The following is a 21632-nucleotide window of genomic DNA, read 5'->3' as shown; positions in this document are numbered from 1 at the left end:
GGCGTCAGAGGGTGATGACCTTCTCCGCTGCGCCTTGTGCCTCGATCACGTTCAGCATGTTGCCGATTTCGCCGACGGCGACGCGGTCCATCAGGTTGAAGTATTCGAGGCAGGTGCGGCAGATGATCAGCGGTACGCCGGCATCAGAGAGCGCCTTCAGTTCGGCGAGGCAAGGCGAGTCGTCCGCCGAGAGCAGCACGCCGCGGGTGTAGAACAGGATCGCCCGGGGCAGGTTGCCGCTTTCGAACAGCGTGCGGAAGTAGGTGCCGATGACCTTGCGGCGCAGTGTGTCGTCGCCATGGCCGAGGCCGTCGTTACCGACGACGATGACGGTGTTGGCGTAGGCGTTGCTGGACATGTTCCGATGCTCCTGTGGAAGGGTGCGCGCAGCAGGCGGGTGGCGCCGCTGCGCGTTGGCTATTTCGCGAGGTCGACTTTGGAGAGGAAGTGGCTGACCGGCACCGCCGCCATTTTGTAGTTCTTCACTTCCTTGCGCACGGGCTCGAAGCGGACCGAGTGGGCGATCGGCACCCAGGGCGCTTCGTCCTTCACGATCTCCTGCGCCTTCTCGTAGAGCTTCGCACGCTCCTTGCGATCGGCGGTGCGGGTGGCCTTGGCGATCAGATCGTCGAATTCCTTGTTGCACCACTTGGCGTTGTTGCCGCCCCCCTTCACCGCATCGCAGGAGAGCAGCGGGGTGAAGAAGTTGTCCGGGTCACCATTGTCGCCGGACCAGCCAAACATGATGGCCTGGTGTTCGCCGGCCTTGCTGCGCTTGCGGTACTCGCCCCATTCGTAAGTGATGAGCTTGACCCGCACGCCGACCTTGGCGAGATCCGCCTGGATCAGCTCGCCCATGCGCTTGCCGTCCGGGTTGTAGGGGCGCTGAACCGGCAGATACCACAGTTCCATCTCGAAGCCGTCCTTCAGGCCGGCCTGTGCGAGCAAGGCCTTGGCTTTGTCCGGTGAGTAGTCGTAGTCCTTCACGCGGTCGTTGTAGCCCCACATGATCGGCGGGATCGGGTTCTTCGCCATCTGCCCCGCGCCCTGGTAGATCGTGTCGAGGATCGCCTTCTTGTTGATCGCCATGTTCAGCGCTTGCCGGACGCGTTTGTCGTCGAAGGGCTTCTTCTCGACGTTGAAGGCGATGTAGCCGATGTTGAGCCCTTCCTTGCTCATCAGGTTCAGCGCCGGGTCGGCCTTCATCTGGGCGAGGTCGGCGGGCTTCGGGAAAGCCATCAGCTGGCATTCGCCGGCCTTGATCTTGGCGTAACGCACCGATGCGTCCGGCGTGATCGCGAAGATCAGGTTGTCGATCGCGGGGCGGCCGTCCCAGTACTGCTCATGGGCCTTGTAGCGGATCACGGCGTCCTTCTGGTAGCTGACCAGCTGGAAGGGGCCGGTGCCGACCGGTTCGCGGTCGATCAGTTCGGGCGAGCCGGCGGCCTTCATCTTCTCGGCATGCTCGGCCGAGAGGATGGACATGAAGTCCATCGCCATGTTGGCGAGGAAGGGCGCCTCGGGCTGGCGTAGCTTGAATCGCACGGTGTAGTCGTCGAGCTTCTCCAGCTTCTCGACGATGCGGGCCATGCCCATGTCCTCGAAGTAGGCGTAGGTCTGGCCGGGGCTGTTCTTATGGAAGGGGTGGTTCGGGTCCGCCATGCGGTACCACGAGTACATCACGTCGTCGGCGTTGAAGTCGCGCGTCGGTTTGAACTTTGGCGTGGTGTGGAACTTCACGCCGCGGCGCAGGTGGAAGGTGTAGGCGAGGCCATCGGGCGAGATTTCCCAGCTGGTCGCGAGCCCCGGCACGATGTTGGTAGTGCCGACCTCGAACTCGACCAGACGGTTCATCAGCTGGGCAGAAGCCGCGTCATGCGTGGTGTTGGTGGTGAAGAACTGCGAATTGAACCCCTCTGGGCTGCCCTCAGAGCAGTACACGAGGGTCTTCGCGGCGAGGGCGGGCAGCGTGAGCGCGGCAGCGAGCGCGGCCGTGGCGAGGCGCAACATAAACATCGATCTCTCCTGGGGGCTGTGGACAAGCTCCGCGCCGCAGCACGCGGGGCCAATGAGGGCAACCCTCCGGGCTCGGGTCATTCGCGCACGCTACCGCGTTGCGGCTCGTCGCAAGGGCACCACCCTTGCTTCCTCGCCACGCCTTGTAGCGCACGCGAATGACCGCGAGCGCGCCCGGCGCGGAGCTTGTCCACAGCCCGATGGATTTCCGAACCTGGGGCGATGCATGCCGGCCGCCGTGTGGGCGGTCGGTCTCTTGTTTGCCGGATCATAGCCGCGCGGCTTCGCTGCGTTCAATCGCCCGCCGCGCGGTCAGCGCAAATCGCCGGCCCAGATCTCCACCTGCACACCGGGCAAGGGCGGGTATTCGCGATGCGTTTCGAGCCTGAATCCCAGCTTCTGCACGACGCGCTTGGAGGCGTGGTTGTCGGGGTGGATCACCGAGATCACCCGTGCGAGGCCCAGCGTGTTCTTTGCGAACTGAAGCGAAGCGAGCCCCGCCTCGGTGGCAAGCCCTTGCCCCCAGTAGCGGGTGAGAAAGCGATAGCCGAGTTCGGTTTCATTGAATTCCGGCAGGTACTTGAGGCCGCTGAATCCGACCAGCTCGCCGCTGGCTTTCCACTCGCAGGCAAAACGGCCGTAGCCGTAGCGTGCGTAGTCGGCTAGTGGCGCGGATCTCAGGATCTCGCGCACGCCTTCCAGCGTATCCGGCCCGGGGCCGCCGGCGTAGCGCACCACATCCGGGTCGGTCACCAGCGGCATGTAGGCCGCGGCATCAGCTTCGACGAAAGGGCGCAGGCGCAGGCGTTCGGTCTCGATGATCGTGTGCATGGGCTCAGCGTGCCAGATCGACGTTCTGGAAGTTCAGGCCGTAGGTCGGTTCCAGCACGAAGCCGGTGACTTCCTTGCGCGTAACGCCGAAGCGGTTGCCGTGCGCGATCAGGAGTTGCGGTACGGCCTCGCGCAGCGCTTCCTGCGCCTTCGCGTAGAGCTTCGTTCGCTCGGCGCGCTCGCTGGTGCGGCGGGCGCGCTGCAGTAGGTCCTCGAATGCCGGGTCGCACCAGCGTGCGAGGTTGCCACCGCTCTTGGCTGCGTCGCAGGAGAGCAGCGGCTCGAAGTAATTGTCGGGCTCACCATTGCCCGAGAGCCAGCCGAACATCACGGCCTGGTGTTCGCCCGCGCGGCTGCGCTTGAGGTATTCACCCCACTCGAAGGTGGCGAGTTTCACGCGCACGCCGATCTTGGCGAGATCCGCCTGGATCATTTCGGCCATGCGCTTGCCGTCCGGGTTGTGCGGGCGCACGACCGGCAGGTACCACAGCTCCATGTCGAAGCCTTGCGGGTAACCGGCACTGGCGAGCAGCGTTTTCGCCTTGTCGGGGGCGTAGGCGAGGGCCGGCAGTTTGGCGTCGGCGGCCCAGTAGGCGGGCGGCAGCAGGCTCTTCGCGAGCGTGGCGCGCCCCTGATACACCGCGCCGAGGATCGCGGCGCGGTCGATTGCCAGATCCAGCGCTTGCCGCACGCGGGCGTCGGTGAAGGGCTTCTTCTGCGTGTTGAGCGCGATGTAGCCGGTGTTCAGGCCGGGCTGCTGGACCAGGTTCAGGCCGGGCGTCTTCTCGATCTGTGCAACGTCGGCCGGCTTCACCGAGGTGGACACATGGCACTCGCCGGTCTTCAGCTTTGCAAACTGCACAGCGGCATCCGGAACGATGCTGAATACCAGTGCGTCGATCTTCGGCCGCCCGCGCCAATGCTGATCGAAGGCCTTGTAGCGGATCGCGGTGTCCTTCTGGTAGCCAGCAAACTGGAACGGGCCAGTGCCGATCGGCTCGCGGTCCAGTTTGTCCGGCATACCGGCGGCGCTGAGCTTCGCGGCGTATTCGGCAGACTGGATGCCGAGCATGTCGAAGCTCATGCGCGTGAGGAACGGCGCCTCGGGCTTCTTCAGTACGAAGCGGATCGTGTAGTCGTCCAGCTTCTCGAGTCGCGCCACGTTTTCGTCCATGCGCAGGTTGTTGAACTGAACGAAGGCGAGGTTGCCGGCGAGCGTGTGGTACGGGTGGCTTTTGTCTGCCTGGCGGTTCCAGGTGAACAGCACATCGTCGGCAGTGAAGTCGCGGCTCGGTGTGAAGCTCGCGCTGCGGTGGAACTTCACGCCGCGGCGCAGCTTGAAGGTGTAGCTCAGGCCGTCGGGCGAGATCGTCCACGACTCGGCCAGTGCTGGCTGCAGTTCGGCGGTGCCGGGCTTGAAATCGAGCAGTGTGTCGGCGATCTGTGCGCCGGCGTCCGCGGTGTTCTGCCCGTTGGCGAACAGCCGGGTCAGTGATTCGGGGCTGCCCTCGGCGCAGTAGACCAGCGTCTTGGCGGCATGGGCGGGCGCCAGCGCAAGCAGGCCGGCGATCAGGAGGGTGAGGTGCGTGCGTCGCATGCGTCGTCTCTCGGTCGGGCCATGCATGATGGCAGAGCGGGCGGGGCGGGTCGATCGACTCTCGGCGCCGGCAGAAAAAAGGGCGCCCATGGGCGCCCCTACTCTTGCGGCTGAGTGCGGCTTACTGCTGCTTGAGCGACTCGACCGGGATCTTGATCGTGACTTCGTCGCTGACGTAGGGCACGTACTTGTTCAGGCCCCAGTCCGAGCGCTTGATCGTGGTGCTGATGTCGCCGGCACAGGCTTGCACCTTCAGCATCGGGTGCGGCACGCACTTGAAGTTGCTGACCGCGAGCTTGACCGGCTTGGTCACGCCCAGCATCGTCAGCGTGCCGTCGGCGCCGACCAGCTTGTCGCCGTCGAACGTGAGGTTGTCCGACTTGAAGGTCATGGTCGGGAATTTGGCGGCGTTGAAGAAGTCTTCCGACTTCAGGTGGTCGTTCCACTTCTCGAAGCCCATGTTGATCGAGCCGGTCTCGATCACGGCCTCGACGCTGCCCTTCTTGGCGGCGAAGTCGATTACCGCCTTACCGGTGGTCTTGTCGAAACGGCCGCGCTGTGTCGACAGGCCGAAGTGGTTGATCTCGAAGCTCGGCCAGGTGTGGGTCGGGTCGAAGTTGTAGGTTTCTGCGGCGGCTGCGGCGGCGCCCGACAGGGCGGCGAGCGTGACAGCGATGATCAGTTTCTTCATTTGGGTGACTCCTGTTGCGGGGTGAGTGGTGTCGCCGGCCCCGGTGGGTGCCGGCGATCGGTGATCCGGATTACTTGCGCGCAGCGGCGACGAGGCGGAACTTGATCTGCACATCGTCGGCGACCGTGGAGGTGTCCCCCCATGGGCCTTCGCCGATGCCGAACTGCAGACGCTTGATCGTGAAGGCCCCTTCGAACACGCCGTTGGCGCCGTCAGCCTTGTAGGTAAACGGCGCCGTCACGTTCTGCGTGCGGCCCTTGATCGTCAAAGGGCCGGTCACTTCGAAGCGATTGCCGCCGAGTGCCTTGACGCTGGTGGACTTGAACACCGCGGTCGGGAATTGCTTCGCGTTGAACCAATCCTTGCCCACCACCTCGTCGTTGGCTTCCTTGCTGCCGGCGTCGATGCTGGCGAGCTCCAGCTCAAACCCAGCGCTGGCCTTCTGTACGGCCGCCGGGTCGAAACTCAGCGCAACCTTGAACTTGTTGAACTTGCCGTCGACCGGCACGCCCATCTGCTTGGACGTGAAGGCGAGGCTGCTCTTGGCCGGATCCAGCGTGCCGTATTCGACGGCCGCAGCGGGCAAAGCGAGGGCGGCGGCCGCGAGGGCCGTGACGAGAATCTTCATGTTGGGACTCCGCTTACTTCAGGAAGGGCAGCATGCGGGCAAGGACGCCGTCGCGTGCCGCGAAGTGGTGCTTCACTGCTGCCGCTGCGTGCGCAACGACGATCAGTGCCATCAACCAGGCGAGGATTTCGTGTGCTTCCTCGAAGAACTCGGCGAGCGATTCACTCTTGCCGATCAGATCGGGCAGCGGCAGTACGCCGAACCAGACCACCGGAAAGCCCTTGGCCGAGCTCATCAGCCAGCCGGCCATCGGTACCGCGATCATCAGCAGGTAGAGCAGGTGATGTGCGCCATGCGCGGCGAGCTTTTCGATGCCGCTCATGGAATCCGGCAAGGCGGGCGGGCGATGTGTGGCGCGCCACAGGATGCGCACCAGCACCAGCGCGAGCACCGTGATGCCGGCCCACTTGTGCCAGCTGATGATCTTGAGTTTCTGCGGGGAGAGGGGAAGGTCGACCATGTAAAGGCCGACCGGGAAGGCGATGAAGATCAGCAGCGCGATCAGCCAGTGCAGTGCGATCGCGGTGCGGGTGTATTGCGTTGGGGCTGTTGTCATGTCTGTGGGCTCTCTGCATGCAGTCCGCAATCGTTCGATGCGGTTCAGTATTTACTGCATGCTAGAGCCACAGACTCCGTCATTCCAGCGAAAGTTTCTGGCGAATCAGATGAAACTGATTCACTTATTTTCGTTGCCGGCCTTGCTGCGGGCGAGTTCGGCTTCCAGTTCGATGACGCGGGCTTCCAGTCGCACCAATTGTTCACGTGCGCGCGCAAGCACCTCGCGCTGAACGTCGAATTCCTCGCGCGTCACCAGATCCATCTTGCCCAGCACCGATGCAAACGCTGCCTTCGCGTTGCGTTCGATGTCCCGCGCGGGGCTGCTCTCGAGCAGTTCCGCTACTTTCTTCTGGATCTCATCGACGAACTTGGGCGGCTCCATGGCGGCTCTCCGTAAGGGTTTCAAGGGCTTGCAGCCAGTTTAGCACGCGCCATTTCATGCACCGGGACAGTGCGGCATGCGGGGAAACCCGGAATCGCACCGTCGTGGTGCGAATTGCTTCCGGATGCGGGGCAAAACGGTGCGGCGATGCGGGCGGGGATATCGCAAGGCGCGATCAAACGGTGCGCGGACGGGGTTTTCGAGTCTGTGGCACGGATTCTGCATTAGGCCCGTCACCACGATTCTCATCCCATGACGGAGATTGAAATGCGCAAGACCCTGATCGCTACCGCCCTGATCGCTGGCTTTGCCGCTTCCGGTTCGGCCATGGCCGAAGAAGCCAAGGCGCCCTACACGCTGACCGGAAACTTCACGCTGGCCTCGGAATACATCTATCGCGGGATCACGCAGACCAACCACAAGCCTGCCATTCAGGGCGGCATCGACTTTGCGCACGAGAGCGGCATCTACCTCGGCACCTGGGCGTCGAACATTAGCTGGCTGTCCGATGCAGGCGGTATCAGCGCCCCGATCGAGATGGACTTCTACGGTGGCTACAAGGGCACGGCCGGTGACTTCGGTTACGACGTCGGCCTGCTGCAGTACTACTACCCGGGCACCTACCCGGATGGCTTCACCAGCCCGAACACGCTGGAAGGCTACGTGGCCGGCAGCTACAAGTGGATCACGCTGAAGGGCTCGTACTCCTTCACCAACCTGTTTGGCGCCAAGGCCCCGAACGGTGACAAGACCAGCGGCAGCTACTACCTTGATGCAACGGGCACCTTCCCGGTTGCCGAGGGTGTGAACCTGGTTGCCCACGTCGGTTACCAGAGCGTCAAGGGCTTCGATGACGCGTCCTACACCGACTACAAGCTGGGCGGTACCGCCGATGCGCTGGGCCTGACCTTCGGCCTCTTCTACAGCGGCACCAACGCCAAGGGCGACGCGGGCGAGTTCTATCACAACGCGTTTGACAAGGACATGGGCGCTGGCCGCGTCCTCTTCACCGTAGGCAAGACTCTCTAATTCCGGTTTAGCACACGGCATCCCTCCCCCGGGATGCCGCGTTCCACCCAAGGAGCCAACATGAAATTCGTCACCGCCATCATCAAGCCGTTCAAGCTTGACGAGGTGCGCGAGGCCCTCAGCGCGATCGGCGTGCAGGGCATCACCGTCACCGAGGTCAAGGGCTTCGGCCGTCAGAAGGGTCACACCGAGCTGTATCGCGGCGCAGAGTACGTCGTCGACTTTCTGCCCAAGGTGAAGATCGAAATCGCAATCGCCGACGACCTGCTCGACCAGGTCATCGAAGCGGTCGAGAAGGCCGCCAGCACCGGCAAGATCGGTGACGGAAAGATCTTCGTCTTCGATCTCGAACAGGCTATCCGCATCCGCACCGGCGAGACCGGCGCTGAAGCGCTCTAAGGCAGACAAGGAGATTTCGACATGAAGAAGATGCTCGCGATCCTGCTGACGGCGCTGTCCGTCGGTATCGCAGCCCCGGCCTGGTCCTCGGATCAGAGCAATGAGGCGACCGGCGCGGTTGCCACCACCGAAGCGGCCAAGCCGGCTGCGGAAGCCCCCGCTGCTGACGCCAAGCCGGCCGACGCTGCGCCGGCCGCCACCGCCGAAGCGCCTGCTGCTGCGCCCGCCGCTGCGGAAGCTGCACCGGCTGCTGCCGCGCCGGCCGCAACCCCCGCCCCGAACAAGGGTGATACCTCCTGGATGATCGTTGCCACGCTGCTCGTGACGCTGATGACGATTCCGGGCCTCGCGCTGTTCTACGGCGGCCTCGTGCGCTCGAAGAACATGCTGTCGATCCTGATGCAGGTGTTCGTGATCTTCGCGCTCTGCGTCGTGCTGTGGACGGTGTTCGGCTACTCGCTCGCCTTTACTGAGGGCAACGCGTTCATCGGCGGCTTCGACAAACTGTTCCTGAAGGGCATCACCCCGGATTCGGGCGCAGCCACCTTCTCGAAGGGTGTCTATATCCCCGAACTGATCTACGTGATGTTCCAGGCGACCTTCGCTGCAATCACGCCGGCCCTGATCGTCGGCGCCTTTGCTGAGCGCATGAAGTTCTCCGCGGTGCTGCTGTTCATCGTGCTGTGGTTCACCTTCTCGTACCTGCCGATCGCTCACATGGTCTGGTACTGGGCGGGCCCGGATGCCTACACCGACGCTGCTGCTGCCGACAAGGCCGCCGCGACCGCTGGCTTCCTGTTCCAGAAGGGCGCGCTCGACTTCGCTGGTGGCACGGTGGTGCACATCAACGCTGCGATGGCCGGCCTGGTCGGTGCCTTCATGGTTGGCAAGCGTATCGGTTACGGCCGTGAAGCAATGGCGCCGCACAGCCTGACGATGACGATGATCGGTGCTTCGCTGCTGTGGGTGGGCTGGTTCGGTTTCAACGCCGGTTCCAACCTGGAAGCCAACGGTGCTGCCGCGCTGGCCTTCGCCAACACCATGGTCGCTACCGCGATGGCTGCGCTGGCTTGGCTGTTCGCTGAATGGCTGATCAAGGGCAAGCCCTCGATGCTGGGTGCTGCGTCGGGTGCTGTTGCTGGCCTCGTTGCAATCACCCCGGCTTGTGGCTTCGTCGGCATCATGGGCGCACTGATCATCGGCCTCGCTGCCGGCCTGATCTGCCTGTGGGGCGTCAATGGCCTGAAGAAGCTGCTTGGTGCGGATGACGCGCTCGATGTGTTCGGCGTGCATGGCGTCGGCGGCATCCTGGGTGCCATCCTGACCGGCGTGTTCGCGGATCCGGCCCTCGGTGGCGCAGGCGTCATCGACTATGTGGCCAACAAGGTCGGCGACTACAGCATCTCGGCGCAGGTCACGAGCCAGCTGTGGGCCGTTGGCACCACGGTGATTTGGTCGGGTGTTGTGTCCTTGGTTGCGTACAAGCTGGTCGACCTCTTCATCGGCCTGCGTGTCGCGGAAGACGAAGAGCGCGAGGGCCTGGACATTGCCTCGCACGGCGAATCGGCCTATCACAACTGATCTGTCGTACCGGTCCGGCGGCATGCCGCCGGGCCAAAGCAAAACGGGCGCCCTCGGGCGCCCGTTTTCATTTGCGTGGAGGCGCCAGCGCTTACGCGGCCGCGCTCTCGCCTGGCACGCCGACCGCGGCGACGGCAAGGGCCTGTTCGATATCGGCGAGCAGGTCTTCCGCATCCTCAAGGCCGGCCGACACACGCACCAGACCTTCCGGGATGCCGTGCGCCGCGCGCTCCTCCGGCGTGTAAGTCGAATGCGTCATGCTGGCCGGGTGCTGTGCCAGCGTCTCCGGATCGCCGAGGCTCACGGCGCGCGTCACAAGTTGCAGCGCGTTCATGAAGCGGCGCCCGGTTTCGATGCCGCCCTTGAGTTCGAACGCGATCATGCCGCCGGCGCGCTTCATCTGGCGTAGCGCCAGCATGCGTTGCGGGTTGTCCGGCAGGTCCGGGTAATGCACCCGCTCGACCAGCGGGTGGTGCGCAAGCAGGCGCACGATCGCCTTGGCGTTATCGCAGTGGCGCTCCATGCGCAGCGCCAGGGTCTTGATGCCGCGCAGCACCAGGTTGGCGTCGAGCGGCGACAGCACGGCGCCGGTCATGTCCTTCAGCCCGACGAGCCGGATCCGCTCTGCAGTGGCGGCATCGCACACCACCAGCCCGGCGGTCACGTCGCCATGGCCGCTCAGATACTTGGTGGCCGAATGCACCACGATGTCTGCGCCCAGTTCCAGCGGCCGTTGCAGGTAGGGCGTGCAGTAGGTGTTGTCGACCACCGTGATCGCGCCGTTTGCCCGTGCGAGCATCGCAACCTGGCGGATGTCCACCAGGCGCATGTTCGGGTTGGCAGGCGTTTCGAAATAGACCACCTTGGTCTGCGCCGTCAGCGCGCGCTGCACCGCGACGGTGCTGGTCATGTCGCAGTGGCGAACGCTCACGCCAAACTTCGCCAGCCCATGATGCAGGAACGAGAAGGTGCAGCCGTATAGCGTGGTGTCGACCAGGATTTCTTCACCCGGTGAGAGCAGGGTCCACAGCGTGGAGGTGATCGCCCCCATGCCGGATGCGAAGGCCGCGCCCGCCTCGCCGCCTTCCAGCGCCGCAATGCGTGCTTCGAGCAGCGCCAGGGTCGGGTTTGAGATGCGGGTGTAGATGTAGCCCTGCGCTTCGCCAGCAAAGCAGGCGGCACCGTGTTCGACGCTCGGGAAAGCGAATGTGCTGCTGTGATACACCGGCGGCACCAGTGCGCCCTGATGGCTCATCGGATCGTAGCCGTGGTGGATTGCGCGCGTGGCAAAGCCGCGCGCCCGGTTGTCTTGAGTCATGCTGCACCCCGCCCCAGATCGCCATTTCGATGCGGCAATCCTATCGAGTTCGACCGGCTGAAGTTTTGCAAACCATGCCGATACGGCGATAGAGTGCGCATGACTAATGCGCAAATGGTGGTTGGAGTGGATAAAACAATCGTCGAAAATCTGGACGCTACGGACCGGCGGATTCTGGTCGCGCTGCAGGACAACGCCCGCCTCACTACTGCCGAACTTGGCGAGCGCGTGTACCTCAGCCAATCCCCCTGTTGGCGACGAGTGAGGCGTCTGGAAGACGACGGTTACATTCAGGCCTATCGTGCAGTGCTGGATGCGAAGAAGCTCGGCTACGGCGTCACCGCGTTCGTCAGCATCATGCTTGAGAGCCATGCCCAGCCCTTGAGCCGCGATTTCGAGGCGCGCATCGCCGAGATCCCGGAAGTCATCGCCTGTCACAATGTATCGGGCCGCTACGATTTTCTGCTTGAAGTGGTGGCTCGCGATCTGGAAGGTTTCGGCGTGTTCGCGCGCGACGTGTTGCGCGCGCTGCCCGGCGTGAAGGAGATCTATTCGAGCTTCTCGCTCAAGGAGATCAAATCCACACGGGCCTTGCCGATTGCCGGATGAATCCGCCGGCCTTGTGGTCGGCGTGGTGCCTCGATCGCGGCCCGGCGCCGCGGTTGGCCCTTGAGTTGCAGCAAAAGCCGCGCAACTTATCGGCCACCTGTTGAGGGCGCACTTTTAGACTTGGCTTTTCTGCAGCTTCCGAGGCGTGCCCCCGAATGCCCGTGACGCTCTACCTGCTGGTCCTGCTGATTGCTGCAAGCGGCACGCTGATGCTTGCCGAATCGGCGTGCGCGATGAACGATTGCGGCGCGATCGAAACCCTGCACGGTTTCGCGGCGCTTGGGCTGCCGGTGCTCTTGCTCTACGCATTGCTGACGCTCGGGCTACTGTACCGGCTCGCGGTGGCGCTTGAAGCACGCCATGGTCGCCTGCGTGCGGCGCTTTACCCTTCCGCGCTGTTGTCCGCACTGATCGTGCTGGGCGCGACCGACCCGCAGCGCGCCGATCTGCATCAGACGCTGGTCCTGCTCGGCAGCCTCGCGATCCCATGGTTTGTTGCCGCGCTGGCAGGCCTCGTGATGCGCGCGGGTGCTGACGCGTAGGCGCTTCGATCGCGCGAGGTCTTTTCCGCTTCCCTTGGCGGCACGCTGCGTTACGCTTGCGCGCCTGACGCATCGAGCCCGGCGGGATACGCTCCGCCGCCTGCCACGCACCTCCGGTAGATTAACCCCATGACCCAGATTTCCACGCGGCTTGCGACGGCCAATGATGTTGACGCGCTGGCCGTGCTGTTCGATGCCTATCGTCAGTTCTACCAGCAGGCGGCCGACCTGCCGCTTGCTGCGGCATTCATCCGGGAACGGCTGGTGCGGCATCAGTCCTTCGTCTTCGTCGCGGAGTCCGCTGCCGGCGAGATGCTGGGCTTCTGCCAGCTCTACCCGAGCTTCTGTTCCCTGGTCGCCGCGCCGATCGTGATTCTCAACGATCTGTTCGTGCTGCCTGCAGCGCGCAAGGCGGGTGCCGGGGCAGCGCTGCTGCAGGCCGCCGAGGCGTTCGCCCGCGCCCAGCGCTTCGCACGCATGGAACTCACGACGGCAAAGACCAACCTCATTGCGCAATCGCTTTACGCATCACAAGGCTGGCAGCGCGATGAGGTCTACTACGCCTACAACAAGGTGTTGTAGGGCTGAGGGGGCGCCCGCTGGGGCGCATTGGCTCAGGGCACTTCGGAGAAGCGCATCCGCCGCTCGACGCTTGCGGCGTGGGCTGCCAGGCGTGGGCCGAAGCTCTTTTCGTACTTGCGCGGGTTCGGCAGCATCACGGCGAGGCGCGCCGCCTGCCCGGCGCCCAGTTGCGCAGCCGGAATATTGAAGTAGCGCCGTGCAGCCGCCTCGGCACCGAAGACGCCGTTGCCCCATTCGACGACGTTCAGATACACCTCCAGGATGCGGCGCTTGTCCCAAAGGTGTTCGATCATCACGGTGATCAGCGCTTCCTCGGCCTTGCGTACATAGCTGCGCGTAGGGGTCAGGAACAGGTTCTTCGCCAGTTGCTGGCTGATCGTCGAGCCGCCACGGATCGGCTTGCCGCGCTTGGCCAGCTTTTCGTTCTTCTCCAGCGCTTTCTCGATCGCATCCCAATCGAAGCCCTCGTGGTCGACGAAGCCGTCGTCCTCTGCCGCGATCACGGCGCGCTTGAGGTTGGGGGAAATGCGCTCGTACGGCACCCATTGATACTTGAGTTGCGCATCAGGCGTCTTCTCGCGCAGTTCGGCGAGGCGCAGCGACATGAAGCTCGTCTGCTGCGGCGGGTTCCATTTCCACCACAGCACGAGTCCGAACACCCACAGTTGGTACGCAAGAAACAACAGCAGCAGCGCGAGCAGTGCACGCTTGAACCACTTCAGCATCATCAGGATTGGGCAATCGCCTCGCGCAGCGCTGCGCGTACAGGCAGGGTGTCGGGGCGCACGCCGCGCCACAGGAAGAAACTTTCAGCCGCTTGTTCGACGAGCATTCCGAGCCCGTCCGACACGCGGGCCGCACCGAGCGCGCGGGCCGCGGCGATGAAGCTCGTCTCATCGCGGCCGTACATCATGTCGTACGCCAGCGCACCAGGTGCGTAGATGCCTTGCGGCAGAGGGGGCACATCGTCGGATAGCGACGACGATGTGGCGTTGATCACTACATCGAACGTGCCGCCGGCAAGGCCGTCGAAACCACAACCCGCAAGCGCACAGGCGCGGCCTTCGGGCTGGAACTGCTGCGCCAGCGCGAGCGCCTTTTCCGGCGTGCGATTGGCGATGGTCAGCGAAGACGGCGCTTCGGCCAGCAAGGGCAACAACGCGCCGCGCGCCGCACCGCCTGCGCCCAACAGCAGTACGCGTGCGCCGTCGAGTACGCAGCCGAGCTGCGCGAGGTCGCGCACCAGGCCGACGCCGTCGGTGTTGTCGGCAAGAATGCCGCGCTCGTCGAACAGCAGGGTGTTGGCGGCCCCGGCGGCTTCGGCACGCGCCGAACGACGGTCGGCCAGTGCGAACGCATCGAGCTTGAAGGGCACGGTCACGTTGGCGCCGCGGCCACCTTCCGCACGGAAGGCGGCAACCGCCTCGGCAAAGCCGCCCAGTGGCGCGAGGCGCGCCTCGTAGCGCAAGGCCTGCCCGGTCTGCTCGGCGAAGCGGGCATGAATGACGGGCGACTTGCTGTGGGCAATCGGGTTGCCGAAGACGGCGTAGCGGTCCATCGCTGGCTCCTGTGGTGGCTTGCGCTCAGCGCCGTGCATCCAGCGCGTCGCCTTCCTTCGAGAAGTTCCAGGTACGTGCGATCACCAGCACGTCGACATCCTTGCGGATGTTCGCCGGGAACGGGGCAAACGGCGAGGCAAGCTGCAGGATTCGCATCGCGGCGTCATCCAGCACCTGATTGCCGGACGAGCGGCGCACCTCGGCGCTGGCGATCGAGCCGTCGGACTTGATCTCGACGGCGATCAGCAGGCTGCCGTAGATCTTGCCGTTGCGGTCGCGCGGGAAGTTCAGCGTGCCGACACGCTCGATCTTCTGGCGCCAGTCTTCGACGTACTGCGCGAAGCGGTATTCGGTGGTGCGTGCGCCGACAAAGGCCTTGCGCGGCCGCTGCGCGTATTCCTGCAGGTTCTTGTCGATCACCGCTTCCTGGCGGGCGATCGCGCGTGCGTGCTCCACCAGCTCGAAGCCAGCCACTTTCGGGGGCTCGGGATTCTGCTGCGGTTTCGCGAGATCGATCTGCGACTGCTTGAGGCTCTTGCTCTGTTTGAGCAGCTCGCGCTGCTGTGCTTCGAGCTGCTCGATGCGTCGCTGCGCATCCATCAGCGACTCGCCGTCGCGTGTCTGGTCCTGTGGCGGCAGCGGCGTGGTCGGCAGCGCCTTGGTCTTGCTGTTGCCGCCCCCATCCAGGTTGGCTTGCGCCAGCGCCTGGGCGTCTTTCGGTGCGCGGGCGTGCTTGGCGTTGACCAGCACGATGTCGAGGCCCTTGTCGCGTTGGCGATTGGCCTTGTTGTCCGGCATCGAGAACTGCAGGGCAAGCAGCACCGCATGCAGCACGATCGACACGGCCACCGCGCCCCAGAAGATGTTCTCGCTGCCGATGCGGCGCGTCGCTGGCGGCAGGCGCAGGCGGCGGCGCTTGGCGGTAGCCGGCTTGGCCGGAGTGGCCTTCGCTGCGGCAGCCGGGGCGGGCTTAGCGGCCTCGGCGGCGGCGCCCGATGGCGCCCGTGCACCGCTTGTGCGGGCAGCGGGGGCGGCCGTCGTGGGTTTGCGTGGAGTCTGGGCGTTGGGCATCGGGACGCGAGTGTAACGCGCAGATTACAGGCCGTCTTCCTCGTCCGTCGTCAGGACATCGGCATCAGGCGCGAGCGTCTCCACATAGCGGGCCACGAGGTCGGGCGCGAGGTCGTCGTAACGTTCGATCGCGAGGCGGATATGCGTGCCGGCATCGAGGTTGGGCAGCGACGGCACCTTGACGACCAGCGGGATGTCGTTGAAGCGCACGAGGTTCTCACGCCAGACATGCCCTTCCGGCTGGTAATCCGGGCCTTTCTGACGCAGCCAGCGCAGGCACCAGTAGCGTTCCATCTGGCGCTGGTAGTCCGCATAGGCCGCGTACGCGAGTTCAAAGTCGTTCATCGCGGCGGCGAGTTCGGCCGAGCCTTTGCCGAAGGGGGCGGGCTCGTTCGATAGCAGTGCGATCAGCTGGCGCTGGTTGACTAGATCGACGTAGCGACGCAGCGGTGAGCTCGACCACGCATAGCAATCGACGCCCAGGCCATCGTGTGGCGCGGCGGCGGTGGTCATGCGCACGCGGCCGCCGGTCTGTGCACGGTAGATCGCAGGGATGCCGGCATCGGCCAGCACGCGGCCCCAGGTGCTGTTGGCAAGGATCATCAGCTCGGCAACCAGCTTGTCGAGCGGGGAGCCGCGCTTGCGGCGCTGGATATCGACGAGGCCGGGGCCGTCAGCCGTTTCCACATCCCAGTCGACGTAGAAATTGAAGTCGAAGGCGTTCTGGTTCGCCGAAGGCTTGCCGCGGCCGGCTTCAAGCACGGTGGCGAACTCCCACAGCAGTTTCAGTTCATCGCGCCACGGTGCGTTCGGCAGTTCGGCGGCGAGTGTGGTCTCGTTGAACCAGGGTTCGATGTCGTGATGACGCAGGTTGGCGATGACCGGCACGATCTCGACCCGGCTCGAATGGCCCGCGATCGAGTAGTCGGCATTGACGTCCACATACAGCGACACGGCCGGGCAATCACGTCCCTCGGAGAGGGTGTAGGCCGACACCGCGTCGTCCGGCAGCATCGTGATCTTGTCGCCCGGCATGTACACCGTGGAGAGACGCTTGCGCGCCACGGCGTCGAGCGGCGCACCCTGCGGGATGCCGATGCCCGGTGCGGCGATATGGATGCCGATATGCCAGCCACCAGCGGCGCGCGGCGTGATCGAGAACGCATCGTCGATTTCGGTGGTGGTGGCGTCGTCGATCGAGAAGGCGCGCACGTCGGCGCGCGACAGCGCGTGCACCGGCGCAGGCACTTCGTGCGGCGGAAACTCGATGCCGTCGGGGAAGTGCTCCGACAGGAAGCGTGCGCGGTGGTAGGCGTGGGCGTTCGGGAAGGCGGCGCAGGCGAGCAGCAGTTGCGGCAGGGTGCGGCCGCTGCGTTCGCAGGCGAGTTCCACGCCCTTGGTCTCGAGCCGGTTGCGATCCGGTTTGACCAGCAGTTGCGTGACGATCGCGGCGACTTCCGGCGGCAAACGACCCGCTTCGAGTTCGCTAGCGTAGCGTTCCACGGTTTCCTGCTGCAGGCGCTTCTTCTCAAGCCCGGCCAGCGCGGCTTGAAGAATCTCAGGCGGCGCCTTGCGGAAGCGGCCCTTGCCCTTGCGGTGGAAGTGGATCGGTGAGGCCTGGAGTTTGAGCAGCAGCGCGACCGACTCCACCGCATTCGGCACATGGCCGAAGTAATCCTGCGCCAGATCGGTGAAGGCGAATTCGTCGTCGCCACACACTTCGTACAGGAATTCGGTTTCCAGCCCTTCGGCTTCGCGTTCCGCGGCGGCCATCAGGTCGCCCGCCGCCGGCCGGTCGAAACGCATCAGCACGTTGGCGGTCTTGAGCTTCACCCGCTTGCCATGCGGTGTTTCCACCTGAAGCGAGGTATCGGTTTGGGTGAGGATCGTGGCGGGCTTGAAGGCCCCATCCTCTTCGAACAGCACGTGCATGGCAGCCCAAGATCAAGCAAACCGCAAAGTATAGCGGAGCGCTCGATGCCCCCGGCGGCTTCAGTGTGTGGCGGGCTTGCCGGCGCGCAGCGCGTCGGCCGAGTACAGCGCCAGCGCGGCCCAGATCAGCCCGAATGCCGCGAGATCGCCGCCCCGGAAGGCTTCGCCGAAGACCCAGACTGCGATCAGGAAGTTCAGCGTGGGCGACAGGTATTGCACCAGGCCTACCGTCGATAGCGGCAAGCGGCGTGCCGCTTCGGCAAAGAGCGCGAGCGGAATTGTGGTCATGACGCCGGCGAACGGAAGCAGCGCGGTGACGGCAGACGTCGCGCCCAAATGCAGATCGCCCTGGGCTGCCAGCCAGCCGAGGTAGCCGATCGCGATTGGCGCGACGAGCAGGGTTTCGATGAAAAGGCCGTTCTGCGCATCAATCGGTGCTCGCTTGCGCAGCAGCCCGTATGTGCCGAAGGTGCCGGCGAGGAACAGTGCGATCCACGGCAGCTGGCCGGTCTGCCAGACTTTAAGCGCAACGCCGGCTGTGGCGATGGCTACGGCGATGCGCTGCAGCGGGCGCAGCCGCTCGCCGAGGAAGAGCCGGCCGAACAGCACATTGACCAGCGGGTTGATGAAGTAGCCAAGACTGGACTCGACCAGCCGGCCGGCCCCGACCGACCATACGAAGACCAGCCAGTTCAGGCTCGTCAGGCTTGCGGTGAGGGCGAGCAGTGCGATCAGGCGCGGCTGGCCGAACACGCTGCGCAGCGTGCCGTAACCCTGTCGCCAGCCGATCCATGCGGCCAGCAGCAGCACGGACCACACCACGCGGTGCGCGACGATCTCGCCCGCGGGAATCGAACCGACGGCGTGGAAATAAAGCGGCGACAGGCCCCAGACGCTGAAAGCACCGAGCGCGCAGGCGAGCCCGGTGCGCGCGGCCTTGCCGCTCACGGTGCGGACGCGAAATCGATGATCGCGTCGATGTAGTCGTGCCAGCGCGTGAAGCTGTGGTCGCCGCCCGGCAGCACGGTCTGTCTGGCCCCAGCGAAGCGCGCTACCGATACGCGAGTGTCGAGCACTTCATCGGCTTCCTCCGCCAGCAGCCAGAATCGTTCCGGGTGAGCGATGCGGGGCAGGCGCAAGGCATCGATCTGGGCGACATGCGCCCAGGTGAACTCGAACACTTCGCCGGTGTAGAGGTTCGAATGCGTACCGACGAAGGGTGTGGCGTCGAAACCTTCCGGGAACACGGCCGGGTTGATCAGCACCGCTCGCAGGTCGTGCTTCTCGGCGAGCCAGGTCGCATAGAAGCCCCCCAGCGAGCTGCCGACCAATGTGGGCCGCACCGGGGACGCTGCAATGGCGGCCTCGGCCTGCGCGATCGCCCGCGCCGGTTCGTGTGACAAGGCTTCGCACCAGAACGCATCGCCGCGCCCGAGTTCAGTCAGGCGCGCATGCAGATCCTGCGCCTTCGAAGAGGCGGGCGAGGAACGGAAACCGTGGAGATAAATGATCACGGCCCGGAGCTTATCGCATCCGGGCCGTGCTGCCTCTCGGCGAAAATACGTACGGCTTAGGCGCGGCGACGCAGCGCCGCGGCTGCAAGCCCAAGGCCAATCAGCGCCAGCGTGCCAGGTTCGGGTACTTCGGCGCCGCGCGTGTTTGTGAAAGAGAAGCTCAGATCGTTGTAACCGGCAGGGTATTCCGGCGTGTTGAACAGATCCTCAAAGCTCACCAGGGCTTCGTGCGGCATCCATTCCGACTGCACTCGAGCGTGCGCCTTGCCGTCGGCGTTACGCGTGCTGGGGCCGGTGTAGAAGTCATCGCCGGTGTTGTTCACATGAAGCCGGAAGATCAGTTCGGTGCCGACTGCAAAGCTGCCGAGCGCCACGGTGCTACCCACCGCCGACGCGTGGTTGTTGAACAGGAACAGGTCGTTGCTCAGGTCGCCGTCGTCGCCTGGCGCGCCGAGTCCATTGAGCGCAAGGTAAAGATCATTGCTGTATCCGGCCGAGTTGCCCTGGTAGGTAGCAACAATCGTGTCCGTCGAGGTGACCGTGACCTTGATGCCTTCGGTGCCCAACGGGGCGATCGGGAATGCGAACGACGCGGTTGCCGCGGCGCTTGCAAGGATTGCGACGATGAGTTTTCCGAGTTTCATGATGGTTGCCGGAGCCAATGAGGGGACGGCTAGCTCTAAAGCAAGGGCCGGACCTGCTGCTTGGCAGCCCAGATATTACAAGGGCCGCCGTCTTGCGACCGCGGCCCCGCATGGCAGAAATGTAAATGCCGCCGACATCATCGTCGGCCGATAACGGGATTAATGATCGACCCAGGCAACCCAGCCCATCTGCCAGGTGAGCAGGATCAGCAGGCCGAAGGCGATGCGGTACCAGGCGAAGAGGCGGAAGTCGTGCGTCATGATGTAACGCAGCAGCCAGCGCACGCACAGGTAGGCGGAGGCAAAGGCAGCGAGGAAACCGACTGCCCACATGCCGATATCATCCGCGGCGAGCAGTGCGCGTTCCTTGTAGAGCTGGTAGAGCGAGGCGAGGAACAGGGTCGGGATGGCGAGGAAGAACGAGAACTCCGTCGCCGCTCTGCGCGACAGCCCGAACAGCATGCCGCCGATGATCGTTGAGCCCGAACGCGAGGTGCCGGGGATCAGCGCAAAGGCCTGGGCGATACCGAGCTTGAGCGCATCCAGATAAGTCATCTGGTCGACCGTCTCGACGCGGGTGAATTTTTGCCGCGATTCGGCCCACAGGATTACCAGGCCACCAAGGATGAAGGTGGAGGCCACGACTGGCGCATTGAAAAGGTGAGCCTTGATCTGCTTGCCGAATACCAGCCCGAGTACTGCAAGCGGCACGAACGCGATCGCCACGTTCACCAGGAAACGCAGGGCTTGCGCGTCGCTGCGGGCATGCATGAACGCGCCGACCAGGCGCTGGCGGTATTCGAGCACCACGGCGAAGATTGCGCCGGACTGGATCACGATTTCGAACAGCTTGCCGCGCTCGTCATTGAAATCGAGCAATTGCCCGGCGAGGATCAGGTGGCCGGTCGACGAGATCGGCAGGAATTCGGTAAGGCCTTCGACGACGCCGAGAATCAGCGCCTTCAACAGAATCAGCAGGTCCATGGGGAGCGCGGGAGAAAGAGGGTGCGGCGATTATACGGTTGCACTGCAACAATCCCGTGTCGCCGCCGGGCGACTTTGGCGGCGTAGCGTGCAGCGTGGCACGCGGTGCAGCTACATCCGACTCTGCGTTGCGGCGCTGCGCAGGGCGCGTTCGGCGGCCAGCACGCGGGTCGCATCGAGGCTCGCGATCGGGATGTCGTTGCCCTGCGGGATCGCGCCGAGCAACTGCAGCGAGAGGTAGCGCAGGCAGCTGACGCGCAGGAAGGATGTGAAATTGCCAAGGTCGCCGTCGGTCTCGGCGAGTTCGTCGTAGAGCTTGGCAATCAGCTGCGACAGGCTCAGGCCGTCGCGTGCGCCGATGTCTTCGAGCACGCGCCAGAACAGGTTTTCGAGCCGGATCGACGTGGATACGCCGCGCAAGCGCAGCGAGCGTGCTCGGGCCTGATAGAGCGCCGCATCGGCGCCGATGAACACCTGACACATGAGAGCGATCCCCCCGGACGCAGCGTGGCAGGCCGGGCGGCCTGCCACGGGTGAGATCGTAGCCCCTGCCGGGGCTACTGCTCAGGCCTCGATCCGCGTACCAAGCACAGCGAGGAACTGCGCGATCCACGCGGGGTGGGCCGGCCACGCGGGTGCGGTGACGAGATTGCCGTCCGTCACTGCGGCATCGATCGCAATCTCGGCGTACTTGCCATGCGCCAGTTCCACTTCTGCGCGGCAGGCCGGATAGGCGGAGCAGGTGCGGCCCTCCAGCACGCGGGCGGCTGCCAGCAATTGCGCGCCATGGCAGATTGCGGCGACCGGCTTGCCTGCATCGAAGAAGTGCCGCACTGCGGCGATCACCGCCGGATTGAGGCGCAGGTACTCGGGTGCGCGGCCGCCGGGGATTACCAGCGCGTCGTAATTCTCGGCGCGGATTTCGGCGAAGCTGGCGTTGAGGGTGAAGTTGTGGCCGCGCTTTTCCGAGTAGGTCTGCTGGCCTTCGAAATCGTGGATCGCGGTGGCGATCGCGTCGCCGGCTTTCTTGTCAGGGCAGGCGGCGTGCACAGTGTGGCCGACCGCGAGTAGCGCCTGGAACGGCACCATGATTTCGTAGTCTTCACCGAAATCGCCCACCATCATCAGGATCTTCTTACCCATGGCTGTCTCCTCTGTTGAGTTT

Annotated in this window: 25 protein-coding genes; 6 read left to right on the top strand and 19 right to left on the bottom strand. The window is 64.6% G+C overall.

The genetic code is table 11. The features are described from left to right. Nucleotides 1-4: 4 nt before the first annotated feature. The 8 genes from yedF to JY500_RS19850 all read right to left on the bottom strand — a co-directional run bounded on the left by yedF (nt 5) and on the right by JY500_RS19850 (nt 6703). Nucleotides 5-358: a sulfurtransferase-like selenium metabolism protein YedF gene (gene yedF / locus JY500_RS19885; protein ID WP_206254325.1), complete on the bottom strand. Its 354-nt coding sequence runs from the start codon at nt 356-358 to the stop codon at nt 5-7. 59 nt (nt 359-417) lie between these two features. Then, nucleotides 418-2016, bottom strand: coding sequence for an ABC transporter substrate-binding protein (locus tag JY500_RS19880; RefSeq protein WP_206254324.1), 1599 nt, complete (start codon nt 2014-2016; stop codon nt 418-420). Between the two features lie 312 nt (nt 2017-2328). Next, nucleotides 2329-2847, bottom strand: a complete 519-nt coding sequence (locus tag JY500_RS19875) for a GNAT family N-acetyltransferase (RefSeq protein ID WP_206254323.1) — start codon at nt 2845-2847, stop codon at nt 2329-2331. A 4-nt stretch (nt 2848-2851) separates the two neighbouring features. Then, the gene (locus JY500_RS19870) at nt 2852-4444 is read right to left on the bottom strand and encodes an ABC transporter substrate-binding protein (protein WP_206254322.1); all 1593 of its coding nucleotides are present in this window, start codon (nt 4442-4444) and stop codon (nt 2852-2854) included. A 121-nt stretch (nt 4445-4565) separates the two neighbouring features. Next, nucleotides 4566-5135, bottom strand: a complete 570-nt coding sequence (locus JY500_RS19865; RefSeq protein ID WP_172202540.1) for a YceI family protein — start codon at nt 5133-5135, stop codon at nt 4566-4568. A gap of 70 nt (nt 5136-5205) precedes the next feature. After that, the gene (locus JY500_RS19860; protein ID WP_172202541.1) at nt 5206-5763 is read right to left on the bottom strand and encodes a YceI family protein; all 558 of its coding nucleotides are present in this window, start codon (nt 5761-5763) and stop codon (nt 5206-5208) included. A 13-nt stretch (nt 5764-5776) separates the two neighbouring features. Then, nucleotides 5777-6319 carry a cytochrome b gene (locus JY500_RS19855; protein WP_206254321.1) on the bottom strand — a complete coding sequence of 181 codons (543 nt, stop codon included), beginning with the start codon at nt 6317-6319 and terminating at the stop codon, nt 5777-5779. A 120-nt stretch (nt 6320-6439) separates the two neighbouring features. Beyond that, nucleotides 6440-6703 (bottom strand): accessory factor UbiK family protein, encoded by a 264-nt coding sequence (locus JY500_RS19850; protein WP_172202543.1) that lies wholly within the window; start codon nt 6701-6703, stop codon nt 6440-6442. 252 nt (nt 6704-6955) lie between these two features. Here JY500_RS19850 and JY500_RS19845 point away from each other — a divergent pair, with 252 nt between their 5' ends. Genes JY500_RS19845 through JY500_RS19835 form a run of 3 tightly spaced genes read left to right on the top strand, consistent with a single transcriptional unit; the run spans nt 6956 to nt 9712 of the window. After that, on the top strand, nt 6956-7732 hold the full coding sequence (locus tag JY500_RS19845) for a TorF family putative porin (protein WP_246479699.1): 777 nt from the start codon (nt 6956-6958) through the stop codon (nt 7730-7732). A 60-nt stretch (nt 7733-7792) separates the two neighbouring features. Beyond that, nucleotides 7793-8131 carry a P-II family nitrogen regulator gene (gene glnK, locus JY500_RS19840; protein ID WP_172202545.1) on the top strand — a complete coding sequence of 113 codons (339 nt, stop codon included), beginning with the start codon at nt 7793-7795 and terminating at the stop codon, nt 8129-8131. Between the two features lie 21 nt (nt 8132-8152). Further along, nucleotides 8153-9712 carry an ammonium transporter gene (locus JY500_RS19835; RefSeq protein WP_172202546.1) on the top strand — a complete coding sequence of 520 codons (1560 nt, stop codon included), beginning with the start codon at nt 8153-8155 and terminating at the stop codon, nt 9710-9712. Nucleotides 9713-9803: 91 nt separating this feature from the next. On the opposite strand, the gene JY500_RS19830 is transcribed toward JY500_RS19835, so the two are convergent. Continuing rightward, on the bottom strand, nt 9804-11030 hold the full coding sequence (locus JY500_RS19830) for a methionine gamma-lyase (RefSeq protein WP_206254320.1): 1227 nt from the start codon (nt 11028-11030) through the stop codon (nt 9804-9806). Between the two features lie 126 nt (nt 11031-11156). Here JY500_RS19830 and JY500_RS19825 point away from each other — a divergent pair, with 126 nt between their 5' ends. The 3 genes from JY500_RS19825 (at nt 11157) to JY500_RS19815 (ending at nt 12763) form a co-directional block, all read left to right on the top strand. Next, nucleotides 11157-11639: an Lrp/AsnC family transcriptional regulator gene (locus tag JY500_RS19825; RefSeq protein WP_206254319.1), complete on the top strand. Its 483-nt coding sequence runs from the start codon at nt 11157-11159 to the stop codon at nt 11637-11639. 155 nt (nt 11640-11794) lie between these two features. Further along, a complete protein-coding gene (locus tag JY500_RS19820; RefSeq protein WP_206254318.1) occupies nt 11795-12181 on the top strand; it encodes a hypothetical protein in 387 nt (128 codons plus the stop codon). Between the two features lie 129 nt (nt 12182-12310). Further along, entirely contained in the window at nt 12311-12763 is a 453-nt protein-coding gene (locus JY500_RS19815) for a GNAT family N-acetyltransferase (protein ID WP_206254317.1), read from the top strand. 32 nt (nt 12764-12795) lie between these two features. Here JY500_RS19815 and mtgA read toward each other — a convergent pair whose 3' ends face one another. From mtgA to JY500_RS19765, 10 genes are all read right to left on the bottom strand, one after another. Next, the gene (gene mtgA, locus JY500_RS19810) at nt 12796-13491 is read right to left on the bottom strand and encodes a monofunctional biosynthetic peptidoglycan transglycosylase (protein ID WP_172202550.1); all 696 of its coding nucleotides are present in this window, start codon (nt 13489-13491) and stop codon (nt 12796-12798) included. Beyond that, nucleotides 13491-14321, bottom strand: a complete 831-nt coding sequence (gene aroE / locus JY500_RS19805; protein WP_206254316.1) for a shikimate dehydrogenase — start codon at nt 14319-14321, stop codon at nt 13491-13493. Before aroE ends, mtgA begins: the two co-directional genes overlap by 1 nt. 25 nt (nt 14322-14346) lie before the next feature. Next, on the bottom strand, nt 14347-15393 hold the full coding sequence (locus JY500_RS19800) for an energy transducer TonB (protein WP_206254315.1): 1047 nt from the start codon (nt 15391-15393) through the stop codon (nt 14347-14349). Nucleotides 15394-15417: 24 nt separating this feature from the next. Next, a complete protein-coding gene (locus tag JY500_RS19795; RefSeq protein ID WP_206254314.1) occupies nt 15418-17325 on the bottom strand; it encodes a ribonuclease catalytic domain-containing protein in 1908 nt (635 codons plus the stop codon). Between the two features lie 60 nt (nt 17326-17385). Beyond that, nucleotides 17386-18273, bottom strand: a complete 888-nt coding sequence (gene rarD / locus JY500_RS19790) for an EamA family transporter RarD (RefSeq protein ID WP_206254313.1) — start codon at nt 18271-18273, stop codon at nt 17386-17388. After that, nucleotides 18270-18839: a YqiA/YcfP family alpha/beta fold hydrolase gene (locus JY500_RS19785; RefSeq protein ID WP_206254312.1), complete on the bottom strand. Its 570-nt coding sequence runs from the start codon at nt 18837-18839 to the stop codon at nt 18270-18272. Before JY500_RS19785 ends, rarD begins: the two co-directional genes overlap by 4 nt. Before the next feature lie 56 nt (nt 18840-18895). Then, the gene (locus JY500_RS19780; RefSeq protein ID WP_172202556.1) at nt 18896-19483 is read right to left on the bottom strand and encodes a PEP-CTERM sorting domain-containing protein; all 588 of its coding nucleotides are present in this window, start codon (nt 19481-19483) and stop codon (nt 18896-18898) included. Nucleotides 19484-19642: 159 nt separating this feature from the next. Beyond that, nucleotides 19643-20467, bottom strand: coding sequence for an undecaprenyl-diphosphate phosphatase (locus tag JY500_RS19775; RefSeq protein WP_172202557.1), 825 nt, complete (start codon nt 20465-20467; stop codon nt 19643-19645). Between the two features lie 111 nt (nt 20468-20578). Beyond that, nucleotides 20579-20950 carry a ribbon-helix-helix domain-containing protein gene (locus JY500_RS19770; RefSeq protein ID WP_206254311.1) on the bottom strand — a complete coding sequence of 124 codons (372 nt, stop codon included), beginning with the start codon at nt 20948-20950 and terminating at the stop codon, nt 20579-20581. Between the two features lie 81 nt (nt 20951-21031). Then, a complete protein-coding gene (locus tag JY500_RS19765; RefSeq protein ID WP_206254310.1) occupies nt 21032-21610 on the bottom strand; it encodes a DJ-1/PfpI family protein in 579 nt (192 codons plus the stop codon). Nucleotides 21611-21632: the final 22 nt, after the last annotated feature.

Origin of the sequence: Niveibacterium microcysteis, assembly GCF_017161445.1 — a bacterium.
Taxonomy (GTDB): Bacteria; Pseudomonadota; Gammaproteobacteria; order Burkholderiales; family Rhodocyclaceae; genus Niveibacterium; species Niveibacterium microcysteis.
This window is presented reverse-complemented; position numbering and strand designations above follow the sequence as displayed.

What these genes read in the sequence shown, in the direction of transcription:
- yedF (WP_206254325.1), bottom strand. Translation starts at nt 358, where the DNA reads ATGTCCAGCAACGCCTACGCCAACACCGTCATCGTCGTCGGTAACGAC.
- JY500_RS19880 (WP_206254324.1), bottom strand. Translation starts at nt 2,016, where the DNA reads ATGTTTATGTTGCGCCTCGCCACGGCCGCGCTCGCTGCCGCGCTCACG.
- JY500_RS19875 (WP_206254323.1), bottom strand. Translation starts at nt 2,847, where the DNA reads ATGCACACGATCATCGAGACCGAACGCCTGCGCCTGCGCCCTTTCGTC.
- JY500_RS19870 (WP_206254322.1), bottom strand. Translation starts at nt 4,444, where the DNA reads ATGCGACGCACGCACCTCACCCTCCTGATCGCCGGCCTGCTTGCGCTG.
- JY500_RS19865 (WP_172202540.1), bottom strand. Translation starts at nt 5,135, where the DNA reads ATGAAGAAACTGATCATCGCTGTCACGCTCGCCGCCCTGTCGGGCGCC.
- JY500_RS19860 (WP_172202541.1), bottom strand. Translation starts at nt 5,763, where the DNA reads ATGAAGATTCTCGTCACGGCCCTCGCGGCCGCCGCCCTCGCTTTGCCC.
- JY500_RS19855 (WP_206254321.1), bottom strand. Translation starts at nt 6,319, where the DNA reads ATGACAACAGCCCCAACGCAATACACCCGCACCGCGATCGCACTGCAC.
- JY500_RS19850 (WP_172202543.1), bottom strand. Translation starts at nt 6,703, where the DNA reads ATGGAGCCGCCCAAGTTCGTCGATGAGATCCAGAAGAAAGTAGCGGAA.
- JY500_RS19845 (WP_246479699.1), top strand. Translation starts at nt 6,956, where the DNA reads ATGACGGAGATTGAAATGCGCAAGACCCTGATCGCTACCGCCCTGATC.
- glnK (WP_172202545.1), top strand. Translation starts at nt 7,793, where the DNA reads ATGAAATTCGTCACCGCCATCATCAAGCCGTTCAAGCTTGACGAGGTG.
- JY500_RS19835 (WP_172202546.1), top strand. Translation starts at nt 8,153, where the DNA reads ATGAAGAAGATGCTCGCGATCCTGCTGACGGCGCTGTCCGTCGGTATC.
- JY500_RS19830 (WP_206254320.1), bottom strand. Translation starts at nt 11,030, where the DNA reads ATGACTCAAGACAACCGGGCGCGCGGCTTTGCCACGCGCGCAATCCAC.
- JY500_RS19820 (WP_206254318.1), top strand. Translation starts at nt 11,795, where the DNA reads ATGCCCGTGACGCTCTACCTGCTGGTCCTGCTGATTGCTGCAAGCGGC.
- JY500_RS19815 (WP_206254317.1), top strand. Translation starts at nt 12,311, where the DNA reads ATGACCCAGATTTCCACGCGGCTTGCGACGGCCAATGATGTTGACGCG.
- mtgA (WP_172202550.1), bottom strand. Translation starts at nt 13,491, where the DNA reads ATGATGCTGAAGTGGTTCAAGCGTGCACTGCTCGCGCTGCTGCTGTTG.
- aroE (WP_206254316.1), bottom strand. Translation starts at nt 14,321, where the DNA reads ATGGACCGCTACGCCGTCTTCGGCAACCCGATTGCCCACAGCAAGTCG.
- JY500_RS19800 (WP_206254315.1), bottom strand. Translation starts at nt 15,393, where the DNA reads ATGCCCAACGCCCAGACTCCACGCAAACCCACGACGGCCGCCCCCGCT.
- JY500_RS19795 (WP_206254314.1), bottom strand. Translation starts at nt 17,325, where the DNA reads ATGCACGTGCTGTTCGAAGAGGATGGGGCCTTCAAGCCCGCCACGATC.
- JY500_RS19780 (WP_172202556.1), bottom strand. Translation starts at nt 19,483, where the DNA reads ATGAAACTCGGAAAACTCATCGTCGCAATCCTTGCAAGCGCCGCGGCA.
- JY500_RS19775 (WP_172202557.1), bottom strand. Translation starts at nt 20,467, where the DNA reads ATGGACCTGCTGATTCTGTTGAAGGCGCTGATTCTCGGCGTCGTCGAA.
- JY500_RS19770 (WP_206254311.1), bottom strand. Translation starts at nt 20,950, where the DNA reads ATGTGTCAGGTGTTCATCGGCGCCGATGCGGCGCTCTATCAGGCCCGA.
- JY500_RS19765 (WP_206254310.1), bottom strand. Translation starts at nt 21,610, where the DNA reads ATGGGTAAGAAGATCCTGATGATGGTGGGCGATTTCGGTGAAGACTAC.